This is a genomic window from Nocardioides sp. (assembly GCF_050699375.1).
Taxonomy (GTDB): Bacteria; Actinomycetota; Actinomycetes; order Propionibacteriales; family Nocardioidaceae; genus Nocardioides.
In genome coordinates, this window is the sequence record NZ_JBOHDN010000066.1 from 1 (window position 1) to 10,643 (window position 10,643).

Annotated in this window: 11 protein-coding genes; 2 read left to right on the forward strand and 9 right to left on the reverse strand. The window is 70.3% G+C overall.

Going from position 1 to position 10,643, the window contains the following annotated elements; translation table 11 throughout:
* Window positions 1-344: GAP family protein (locus ACRDPS_RS04395; protein ID WP_431500406.1), on the forward strand; the 344-nt coding region annotated here is incomplete at its 5' end.
* On the opposite strand, the gene ACRDPS_RS04400 is transcribed toward ACRDPS_RS04395, so the two are convergent.
* The 9 genes from ACRDPS_RS04400 to ACRDPS_RS04440 form a co-directional block, all read right to left on the reverse strand.
* Window positions 345-1,205, reverse strand: a complete 861-nt coding sequence (locus ACRDPS_RS04400) for a hypothetical protein (RefSeq protein WP_431500407.1) — start codon at window positions 1,203-1,205, stop codon at window positions 345-347.
* A 24-nt stretch (window positions 1,206-1,229) separates the two neighbouring features.
* Window positions 1,230-1,829: a LutC/YkgG family protein gene (locus ACRDPS_RS04405; protein WP_431500408.1), complete on the reverse strand. Its 600-nt coding sequence runs from the start codon at window positions 1,827-1,829 to the stop codon at window positions 1,230-1,232.
* The gene (locus ACRDPS_RS04410; RefSeq protein ID WP_431500409.1) at window positions 1,822-3,282 is read right to left on the reverse strand and encodes a lactate utilization protein B; all 1,461 of its coding nucleotides are present in this window, start codon (window positions 3,280-3,282) and stop codon (window positions 1,822-1,824) included. Before ACRDPS_RS04410 ends, ACRDPS_RS04405 begins: the two co-directional genes overlap by 8 nt.
* Complete coding sequence (locus ACRDPS_RS04415; RefSeq protein WP_431500410.1) at window positions 3,279-4,019, reverse strand: (Fe-S)-binding protein; 741 nt, start codon at window positions 4,017-4,019, stop codon at window positions 3,279-3,281. The genes ACRDPS_RS04410 and ACRDPS_RS04415 overlap by 4 nt, the downstream gene beginning before the upstream one ends.
* 30 nt (window positions 4,020-4,049) lie before the next feature.
* Window positions 4,050-4,277 carry a LuxR C-terminal-related transcriptional regulator gene (locus ACRDPS_RS04420; RefSeq protein ID WP_431500411.1) on the reverse strand — a complete coding sequence of 76 codons (228 nt, stop codon included), beginning with the start codon at window positions 4,275-4,277 and terminating at the stop codon, window positions 4,050-4,052.
* Between the two features lie 2 nt (window positions 4,278-4,279).
* Window positions 4,280-5,707: a rhamnulokinase gene (locus ACRDPS_RS04425; RefSeq protein ID WP_431500412.1), complete on the reverse strand. Its 1,428-nt coding sequence runs from the start codon at window positions 5,705-5,707 to the stop codon at window positions 4,280-4,282.
* A 30-nt stretch (window positions 5,708-5,737) separates the two neighbouring features.
* Window positions 5,738-7,768, reverse strand: coding sequence for a bifunctional aldolase/short-chain dehydrogenase (locus ACRDPS_RS04430; RefSeq protein WP_431500413.1), 2,031 nt, complete (start codon window positions 7,766-7,768; stop codon window positions 5,738-5,740).
* Window positions 7,769-7,788: 20 nt separating this feature from the next.
* Window positions 7,789-8,958, reverse strand: coding sequence for an L-rhamnose isomerase (gene rhaI, locus ACRDPS_RS04435; RefSeq protein ID WP_431500414.1), 1,170 nt, complete (start codon window positions 8,956-8,958; stop codon window positions 7,789-7,791).
* A 118-nt stretch (window positions 8,959-9,076) separates the two neighbouring features.
* A complete protein-coding gene (locus tag ACRDPS_RS04440) occupies window positions 9,077-9,340 on the reverse strand; it encodes an L-rhamnose mutarotase (protein ID WP_431500415.1) in 264 nt (87 codons plus the stop codon).
* A gap of 263 nt (window positions 9,341-9,603) precedes the next feature.
* On the opposite strand from ACRDPS_RS04440, the gene ACRDPS_RS04445 reads away from it, so the two are divergent.
* Window positions 9,604-10,643, forward strand: a 1,040-nt coding sequence (locus ACRDPS_RS04445; RefSeq protein WP_431500416.1) for a LacI family DNA-binding transcriptional regulator, incomplete at its 3' end; no start/stop codon positions are given.

The following is a 10,643-nucleotide window of genomic DNA, read 5'->3' on the forward strand; positions in this document are numbered from 1 at the left end:
CCTCGGAGTCCGGCTCGACAGCGGCCCTCGCCGGGCTGGCGGTGCTGGCAGGCGCGGTCGAGGTCGCCTCGATGCTTCCCTACCTCGCCGCGATCGGCCTGATCGGCACCCAGGGGCCCGGTTGGCCGGTCTCGGGCCTGTGGATCCTCGCCTACTGCGGCGTGATGATCGCGCCGGCGCTCCTCCTCACCGCCCTGCGGATCCTCGCCGCACCGCTGGTGGCCCGGCCGCTGGCCGCGCTCGACCGCTGGCTCGTCAAGCATGCCGCCAGCGCGACGGCGTGGGCGGTCGGGATCGTCGGGTTCCTGCTCGCGCGGGCCGCGGCCGCGGCGCTCTTCGGCTGATCACTCCCAGCCGCAGCGCACCGGCAGGAGGCCGTAGAGGGCGACCTTCTGCGCCTTGCTCAAGGGCAGGAAGTACGCGGCGTCCTCGGGGACGCCGGGACCGGCGACGTGGACGCGGAACAGGCTGCCCACCTTGTCGTCGGCCAGAGCGTGCGGGTCGCACCGGGCGGGGACGACCCGCATCCCCAACGTGATCGGCTCGCCCGTCATCGGGCGCGGGGCGACCCGCGGCCAGGCCGGGGTCCCCGAGGCGAGCTGGAAGAGCACGGTGCCCTCCCAGCCGTCGAAGGTGACCTCCGGGAGCGCGCCGGTCGGCGCGAAGGTGACCGGGAGGACGAATTCGGCCTGCCTGCCCTCGCCCTCGATCCGCGGCTCGCCGACCGTGACGTCAGCGGCCTCGCTCAGGGTCCGCTCGGCGCAGTCGCGGTCCAGGAGGCCGTCGATGTTGGCGTACCTGTCCTTCGCCCTGCCCGTGCTGGTGCGCCACTCCCCCGCTTCGTCGCCGGTGCGACGCCAGGTCAGTGTCAGGTCCGCGTCGCCGCCCTCGCCGCATCGTCCGCGGGGCATGTCGAAGTCGAAGTCCATCTCGGGGTCGACCGCTTCCGAGCCGGTCCACTCGGCTCTGAACCGGTCGCTGCTCACCTCGACCCGCGAGACCTCGATCGGCGTCCCGATGTCGTTGACGAGGCGTACGAACGCTTCACCGGTGTTTCGCTGCAGCCGGGTCTGGTCGACGTACGCCGTCAGCCCATCTGGCCAGGCCTCCTCGCGCGCCTCGGACCCGCCGCAGGCACTCAGGAGTCCTGCGGACATGAGCACAGCGGCAAGGGGTGCCAGGGCGAGCCTGGCCATGCGGTCCACGGCCGAAGGCTAGCGGTCATCGCCTCAGCGGGCTACGACGATGACGTGCAGGTTGCGGGGGCCGTGGACGCCCTCGACGCGGTCGAGCTCGATGTCGCTGGTGGCGGATGGGCCGCTGATCCAGGTGAGCGGGCTGGCGGGGTCCAGGATGGCGATCGCGTCGGGTACGTCGGCGACGACCTGGTCCTCGCGTACGACGCAGATGTGGGTGTCAGGGACGAGCGAGATGGCTCGGCGTCCCTGGCCGGGTCCGTGGTCGAGGACGATCGTGCCGGTCTCGGCGATCCCGACCCGGGCCTCGGTGACGACCGCCGCGATCTTGTCGAGGTCGGCCGCGGTCAGGCTGCCGTCGTCGACGATGGCGCCGGGGATCGGGATCGAGAGGCCGGAGGGTACGACTACGGGGCCGCCGTCGGGCAGCGCCGCGGCCACCCGCTCGGACAGCTCGGCGGCGGGGCAGCGCTCCACGACGGCGCGGTAGTCGGCGACGCGCTCGGCGAACTTGTCCACGACATCACCGGGCGGCGTTGCGACGCCGGGCACCGTGGGCGGCGGCGGGGCGGGGTCTGCGTCCTCGAGAGCCGCACGGACCGCGGCGAGGATCTCGGTGCGTGCCTCAGTCATCGCCGTCCTCCGTCTTCCTGCTGCCGTCGGTGCGCCCGCCGTTCGTGCGCAGCCACCAGGCCCGGAAGGACTCCTTCGGGGCGTCGGGCAGGTCGCGGGCCCCGGTCCAGGCGGCGGCGCCGACGTGTCGCGCCAGTCGCAGGCCGATGCCGGTCAGTCGTTCGAGACCGGCGAGGCGGCTCGAGCGCCCCAGGACGTACGCAGCGCCCTTCATCGCCACCGCCTCCGGCTTCGGCAATCCGCTGCGATGAGCGTCGACCACCTGGGCGCGCTGGTCGACGAGGACGGCGGGGATGTCGATGCGTACCGGACAGACCTCGAAGCAGGCGCCGCACAACGACGAGGCGTAGGGCAGCGAGTCGACCTGGTCGTCGTGCCCGACGCCCTTGAGCAGGGGGTTGAGGATGGCGCCGATCGGACCCGGGTAGACCGAGCCGTACGCATGGCCGCCGGTGCGCTCGTAGACCGGGCAGACGTTGAGGCAGGCCGAGCAGCGGATGCAGCGCAGCGCCTGCCGGCCGACCTCGTCGGCGAGCGCTCTGGTGCGGCCGTTGTCGAGCAGCACGACATGCACCTCCTGGGGGCCGTCGCCGGGGCTGATCCCGCTCCAGGTGGAGGTGTAGGGGTTCATCCGCTCGCCGGTCGAGGACCTCGGCAGCAGCCTGAGCATCGGGTCGAGGTCCTCCCAGCGCCGGACGACCTTCTCGATGCCGACGACCGAGACGAGCACCTCGGGCAGAGTCAGGCACATCCGGCCGTTGCCCTCCGACTCGACCACGACCAGCGTGCCGGTCTCGGCGACCGCGAAGTTGGCGCCGGAGACGCCGACCTTGGCGCGCAAGAACTTCTCGCGCAGGTGCTCGCGGGCGGCGGCCGCGAGCACGGCCGGCTCGTCGGTGAGGTCGTCGGGCGCCGGGCGGCCCGCGGCGGCCATCCTCGACAGGAAGATCTCCCGGATCTCGGCTCGGTTGCGGTGGATCGCCGGCACCAGGATGTGGCTCGGCAGGTCGTCGCCGAGCTGCACGATCAGCTCTGCCAGGTCGGTCTCCCAGGCGGCGATGCCCTCCTCGGCGAGCGCCTCGTTGAGCCCGATCTCCTGGGTCACCATCGACTTGACCTTCACCACCTCCTCGGCGGCATGGTCCTTGGCGATCGCGGCGACGATCGCGTTGGCCTCGGTGGCATCCCGGGCCCAATGGACGACGGCGCCGTTGGCGGTGAGGGTCTCCTCGAGGCGTACGAGCTGGTTCTCGAGGTCGCGGAGCGCAGACTCCTTGACCGCCGCGCCGGCCAGCCGAAGGTCCTCCCAGTCCTCGACCTCGGCGACGACCTTGGCCCGCTTGGCGCGGATGGTGCCGGTCGCGTGAGCGAGGTTGTGGCGCAGCTGGGAGTCCGCGAGGGCCTCGCGTGCGGCCTCGGGGAAGGCGGGCATACCCACGAATGTCGCGCTCATCGAGCCACCGCCTCCGTTGCGGCGAGGATCTCGGCGAGGTGCACGGCGCGTACGCCGGAGCGCTGCCGGGAGAGGACGCCGCCGATATGGGTCAGGCAGGAGTTGTCACCGGCGACGATCACCTCGGCTCCGGTCTCGCGGATGTGTCGTGCCTTGTCGGCACCCATCGCGATCGAGGTGTCGGCGTTCTTGACCGCGAAGGTGCCGCCGAACCCACAGCACTGGTCGTCGCCGGGCAGGTCGACCAGGCGGATGCCTCGCACTGCCTCCAGGAGCTGTCGGGGCCGGTCTCCCACCCCCAGCATCCGCAGCGAGTGGCAGGTCGGGTGGTAGGTCACGCTGTGCGGGTAGTAGGCGCCGACATCGGTCACGCCGAGCACGTCGACGAGGAACTCCGAGAGTTCATAGACCTTCGGGCCGAGCTCCTCGACGGCCTCCTGAAGATCACCGTCACCGGAGCGGCGGGCGACCATGGAGTGCTGGTGTCTCGCCGACCCTGCGCAGGATCCGGACGGAGCCACGACCGCGTCGTAGCCGGCGAAGGCGTCCACGAACGTACGCACCACCGGGATCGCCTCGTCCAGATAGCCGGTGTTGACCATCGGCTGTCCGCAGCAGGTCTGCGCCTGCGGGAACTCGACGTCGACCCCGAGTCGCCGCAGAAGTCCTACGACGGCCTGTCCGGTGCGCGGGTAGAGCGCCTCGTTGATGCACGTGACCATCAGAGCGACTCGCATCCGCCAGCCTCCTTCGTCATCTCTGTCCTATCAGATCAGTCCGCGGCGTACCGCGCACACGACGGCCTCGACGGTGGTGTGGGACCCCAGAGCGTCAGCGGCCGCCCGGAGTCGTCGTCGCACCGTACGTTCGGAGACGCCCAGGGTGCGCGCGATCCGCTCGGTCGTGAAGCCGCGGGCGAACCACGCCAGGACCTCCACCTCGTCAGGTGACAGGTCTGCCGGCGGGGAGGGTCGTACGCCGCCCGAGGCTCGCATGCTCACTCCTGTCGTGGTGAATAGCTGACCGCTGGATGGGTGCGCGCGATGAGCTCGCGCATCTGGTCGAGTCCGGGCCCGACGGCTCCGGCGGCCCGCGCCTGCACGAGGACGTTGCCCAGCGCCGTCGCCTCGACCGGACCTGCCAGCACACGTACGCCGGCGCGGTCCGCGATGGCCTGGCACAGCAGCTGGTTCTGGGCACCGCCACCGACGACGTGCACGACGCCGATGTCCTTGCCCGCCAGCGCGCCCGCCTCGATGAGCGCGCAGGCGTAGCCGGCGGCGAGCGACTCGACCACGCAGCGCACCAGCGTGGGCCGGTCCGCGGGGACCTGCTGACCGTGCTCTCGGCACCACCCCGCGATCCGAGACTCCATGTCGCCCGGCGGGACGAAGCGTGGGTCCTGCACGTCGATGAGCGCGACGCCGCGGCCGGCCTCCCCCGCCGCCTCGAGCAGGCCGGAGAGGGCCGAGCCGTCCAGACCCCAGGTACGCAGCAGCTCACTGAGCAACCACGTCCCCATCACGTTGGTGAGGAACCGGACGGTGCCGTCGACGCCGCCCTCGTTGGTGAAGTTGGCCGCGCGGGCCGCCTCGGTCAGCACGGGAGTATCCAGCTCGAGACCGACCAGGCCCCAGGTGCCGAGGGAGAGGTACGCCGCGTCGTCGCTCTGCATCGGCACCCCGACGACCGCGGAGGCGGTGTCGTGGGAGCCCACCGCGACGACCCGGAGCTGGGCGCCGACGATGTCGGCTACATCCGGCAGCAGGTGGGCGATGGCGGTGCCGGGATCGACCAGGGGCTGCAGGATCGTGGACGGGATGCCGAGCCTTTTGGCGAGCTCCATGTCCCAGGGGGCGGCCGCTCCCCCGTCGTCGGGCACCATCAGCAGCCCGGTCGTCGAGGCGTTCGTACGCTCGGCGACCTGCTCTCCGGTGAGCCAGAAGGCGAGCAGGTCCGGGATCAGCAGCAGCTGCTCGGCCTGCGCCACGAACGGGTCCGCGGCCAGCTGATAGACGGTGTTGAAGGGCAGGTACTGCAGCCCATTGCGCTGATAGAGCTCCTCGAACGGCACTTGCTCGTGCACTCGGGAAGGCCCGAGCTCGCCGCGGTTCTCGTCGCGGTAGTGGAACGGGAGCCCGAGCATGCGCCCGCCGCTCAACAGTCCGTAGTCGACCGCCCAGGTGTCGATCCCGACGCTGGCCAGCTCACCGCCGGACGCCGCCTCGCGGAGCCCGGCCAGCGCCGCGGCGTACAGGCCCGGCAGGTTCCAGTGCAGGCCGTCGGGCAGCCGGACCGGGTCGTTCGCGAACCGTGCCGCCGCGTGCAGAGCCAGCGTGTCCGGGCCGACCTCGCCGACCATCACCCGGCCGCTGGACGCGCCCAGGTCGACGGCGGCGACGCGTACCGGCTCCATGCGGCTCATCTCAAGAAGGCTCTGTCATTCTAGGCTCTGTCATCTCAAGAACGCTGCGGCGACGCCGGCGTCGACGGGCACGTGCAGCCCGGTGGTGTGGGTCAGGTCGGGGCCGCAGAGGACGAAGACGGCGTTCGCGATGTTTTCGGGCAGCACCTCGCGCTTGAGCAGGGTGCGCTGGGCGTAGAACTTGCCGAGCTCCTCCTCCTTGACCCCGTAGACCTCGGCGCGCTTGGCGCCCCAGCCGCCGGCGAAGATGCCGGAGCCCTGGACGACGCCGTCGGGGTTGATGCCGTTGACCTTGACGCCGTGCTCGCCGAGCTCGGCGGCCAGCAGCCGCACCTGGTGGGCCTGGTCGGCCTTGGCCGCGCCGTACGCGACGTTGTTGGGCCCGGCGAAGAGCGAGTTCTTCGAGGAGATGTAGACGATGTCGCCGCCCATCTCCTGCTCGATCAGCACCTTCGCCGCTGCCTTGGAGACCAGGAACGAGCCCTTGGCCATCACGTCGTGCTGGAGGTCCCAGTCGCGCTCGGTGGTCTCCAGCAGCGACTTCGACAGCGACAGGCCGGCGTTGTTGACGATCAGGTCGACACCGCCGAAGGCGAGCACCGCGGCGTCGAACATCGCCTGTACGGCAGCCTCGTCGGAGACGTCGGCGGCGAGGCCCACGGCGACGTCAGGGCCGCCGATCTCCTCCGCTGCGGCCTGTGCCTTGGCGAGGTCGAGGTCGGCGATGACGACGCAGGCCCCCTCGGCGGCGAGCCGCTTCGCGGTCGCCTTGCCGATGCCGGAAGCAGCACCGGTGACGAGTGCGACCCTGGTCGCGAGGGGCTTGGGGGCGGGCATCCGCTGGAGCTTGGCCTCCTCGAGCGCCCAGTATTCGATCCGGAACTTCTCCGACTCGTCGATCGGGGCGTACGTCGAGAGTCCCTCGGCACCGCGCATCACGTTGATCGCGTTGACGTAGAACTCCCCCGCGACCCGTGCCGTCTGCTTGTTGCGGCCGAAGGAGTACATCCCGACGCCGGGGACCAGGACGATCAGCGGATCCTTGCCGCGGATCGCCGGGCTGTCGGCGTCCGCGTGGCGGTCGTAATAGGCCTGGTAGTCCTCGCGGTAGCCGACCGCGAGCTCCTTCAGGCGGGCGATGCTCTCCTCCACGGAGGCCGATGCCGGGAGGTCGAGGACCAGCGGCTTGACCTTCGTACGCAGGAAGTGGTCGGGGCACGAGGTGCCGAGCCCGGCCAGGCGCGGGTGCGCCTCGCCGGCCAGGAAGTCGAGGACGACCTCGGAGTCGTCGAAGTGGCCGACCATCGGCTGGTCCGCCGAGGCGATGCCCCGGATCGTGGGAGCCAGAGCCGCCGCCTTCGTACGCCGCTCCTCCTCCGGCAGCGGTGCGTATCCGTCGAGGGCGGGGCCGAACGGGTCCGTCCTGCTGTGCTCCTCGATGTAGGCCGCGGCCGTGTCGATGATCCACAGCGAGTTCTTCTCGGTTTCCTCGGAGGTGTCGCCCCAGGCGGTGATGCCATGGCCGCCGAGGACGCACCCGATGGCCTGCGGGTTCTGGCTCTGGATCTCGGCGATGTCGAGGCCGAGCTGGAAGCCCGGGCGGCGCCACGGCACCCAGACGACCTGGTCGCCGAAGATCGTCCTCGTCAGCGCCTCGCCGTCGGCGGCGGTCGCGATCGCGATGCCGCTGTCGGGGTGGAGGTGGTCGACGTGGGCGGCGTCTACGAGACCGTGCATCGCGGTGTCGATCGACGGCGCGGCGCCACCCTTGCCGTGCAGGCAGTAGTCGAACGCGGCGACCATCTCGTCCTCGCGCTCGACGCCCGGGTAGACGTCGACGAGCGCGCGCATCCGGTCGAGCCGGAGGACGGCGAGGCCGCGAGTCTTCAGGGTGCCCAGGTCACCGCCGGAGCCCTTCACCCAGAGGAGCTCGACGTCCTGACCCGTCACCGGGTCGGTCGCGGTGCCCTTGGCGGAGGTGTTGCCGCCGGCGTAGTTGGTGTTCTTCGGATCGGCGCCCAGACGGTTCGAGCGCGCGATCAGGTCTTCTGCAGTGGTCATCGGTTTTCGGTCCTTCTGATTCACAGCCATCCAGCCTGGGTGCCGCCGACTCGGTCGGCCTCGATCTGTTCTTGGTGGCCGCTGGCGAGGTAGGCACGCATCGGGTCCGCGGGGAGTCCGCGACCCTCGCGCCATTCGGCCAGACCGGCGCGTACGTCGGTGTAGAAGGCGTCCATGAAGATCTCGTTGGCGAGGAGTACGTCGCCGTCCTCCTGCGCCTTGGTGAGGGCTTCGGTGTCGAGCAGCAGTGCCCGTGCGGTCATCTCCTGGACATTGAGCACGGACCGGATCTGGCCCGGGATCTTCTTCTCGATGTTGTGGCACTGGTCGAGCATGAAGGCGACCCCGCCCTCGGCCACGGGCCTGAACCCGCCGCCACGGACCACCTCGACCAGGATCCGGAAGAGCTGGAACGGGTCGGCGGCCCCGACGATCAGGTCGTCGTCGGCGTAGAAGCGGCTGTTGAAGTCGAACGAGCCGAGCTTCCCCAAACGCAGCAGCTGCATCACGATGAACTCGATGTTGGTGCCGGGCGCGTGGTGGCCGGTGTCGAGGCACACATACGCCCGGTCGCCGAGTGCGCTGACCTGGGCGAACGACGTACCCCAGTCGGGAACGTCGGTGTGGTAGAACGCCGGCTCGAAGAACTTGTACTCCAGCACCAGGCGCTGGTCGCCGCCGAGGCGGTCATAGATCGTACGCAGCGACTCGGCGAGCCGGTCCTGCCGGCCGCGCAGGTCGGCCTGGCCCGGGTAGTTGGAGCCTTCGGCGAGCCAGATCTTCAGGTCCCGCGAGCCGGTCTCGTCCATCACCTCGATGCACTCGAAGTGGTGGTCGATCGCCTTCTGCCGGACCTTCGCGTCGGTGTGGGTCAGTGCGCCGAGCTTGTAGTCGTCGTCCTGGAAGGTGTTGGAGTTGATCGTGCCGAGGGCGATGCCGTGATCCGCGGCGTACGTCCCCAAGGCGGCATAGTCGTCGACCTTGTCCCAAGGGATGTGCAGGGCGACGCTCGGCGCCAGGCCGGTGAACCGGTGGACGGTCGCCGCGTCGGCGATCTTCTCCTGGGGAGTGCGCGGCGTGCCGGGCGTACCGAAGACCTTGAACCGGGTCCCCGAGTTTCCGTAGGCCCAAGAAGGGACCTCGATCTCGAGGGCCGCCAGGTCGCCCGAGATCTGGTCGAACGTCGTCATCGGAGAGCCTCTCTGTGTGCAGGGTGCGGAACCTCTTTGAAAGGTTTCAACACGCGTCACCGACGTTAGTGGCGCACGTCACTCGCGTCAAGTGCCTGACGCGGCCTCCGGGCACCGGTCAGGACGACTCGCGCGGACCCAGCTGGTCCTCGAGGTGGAAGACCTCCTCGAGCCGGAGGAAGCCCTCATCGGGCGCCACCCCTTCGAGGTCCACGAAGAACTCCGCCATCTCCGCCTGCCAGCGGGCATTGACCTCGGTGGCCGCCATCCCGGCGCGAGCGGCTTCGATCGAAGGCGTCTCGAAGTAGCCGATGAGCAGCCCGTCGACTCGAAGGAACAAGGAGTAGTTGTGCCAGCCGGTCTCACTGAGGGCTCGCAGCATGTCGGGCCAGACCGCCGCGTGACGGCGTTTTGTAATCCTCGATACGGTCGGGCTCGACCTGCAGCTGGAAACAGACGCGCTCCATGGGACACCTCCTGTGAAACGATTTAGAGCTGGACGCTAGTGAGAACGTCCGGCATCGGTCAACCGGTACGACGCGGCTGCTCGCCACAGCGGCGCCCACGACCTATGCTGCGATTTAACGTTTCAGGAACGGGCACGTGCGACTCGGACGCCGGCGCCCTGGGCAGGAAGGAGCACGGGTGGCGATCACCCCAGCTGCCGGTTCGTCGCGCAGCGCCTCGGTCAAGGACGTCGCGGCCAACGCCGGCGTCTCGCTCGGCACCGTGTCCAACGTGCTCAACCGCCCCGATCGGGTCAGCCCCGCCACCCGCGAGCGGGTGGAGCGAGCGATGGCCGACCTGGGTTTCGTACGCAACGAGTCGGCTCGCTCCCTGCGCACCGGCAGCACCCAGTCGCTGGCGTACGTCATGCTCGACGCCGGCAACCCGTTCTTCACCGACGTGGCCCGCGGCATCGAGCTGGCCGCCGAGGCCGCCGAGCTCTCGCTGTTCCTGTGCAACAGCGACGGTCGGTCGGCCCGCGAGAGCGCCCACCTCGCCCATCTCCAGCAGCAGCGGGTCCAGGGCATCCTGATCACCCCGGTGGACCCTGATGATCCCCTCCTCGACCAGCTGATCGAGCGCGGCACCCCGGTCGTCATCGTCGACCGCACCCGGGAGGGATCCTCGGTATGTTCCGTCGCCGTCGACGACGTCCTCGGCGGACGGCTCGCGGTCGAGCACCTCATCGACGCGGGACACCAGCGAGTGGCGTACGTCGGCGGGCCGGAGTCCATCGGACAGGTACGCGACCGTCGCGAAGGCGCAAGGCAGGCCTGGGCCGAAGCCGGACTCCCGCCGGAAGACCTGATCACGCTGTCGTGCGAGGCGCCGACCGTTGCCAGCGGACGCGCCGCCGGTGAGCGACTCGTCGGCCTGTCCGCCCGACGCCGCCCCACCGCCGCGTTCTGCGCCAACGACCTACTGGCCCTGGGGCTGCTCCAGCAGACCATCTCCAGCGGCAGGTCCGTGCCAGGCGACCTGGCCATCGTCGGCTACGACGACATCGAGTTCGCCGCCGCCGCAGCCGTACCCCTGACCTCCGTCCGCCAGCCGCGCCACGACCTCGGCCGCCGAGCCGCCGAACTCCTCCTCGACGAGGTCAACAACCCTTCCCACCAGCACGAGCAGGTCGTCTTCACCCCGGAGCTGGTAGCCCGCGCGTCGACCCTCGGGCGGCC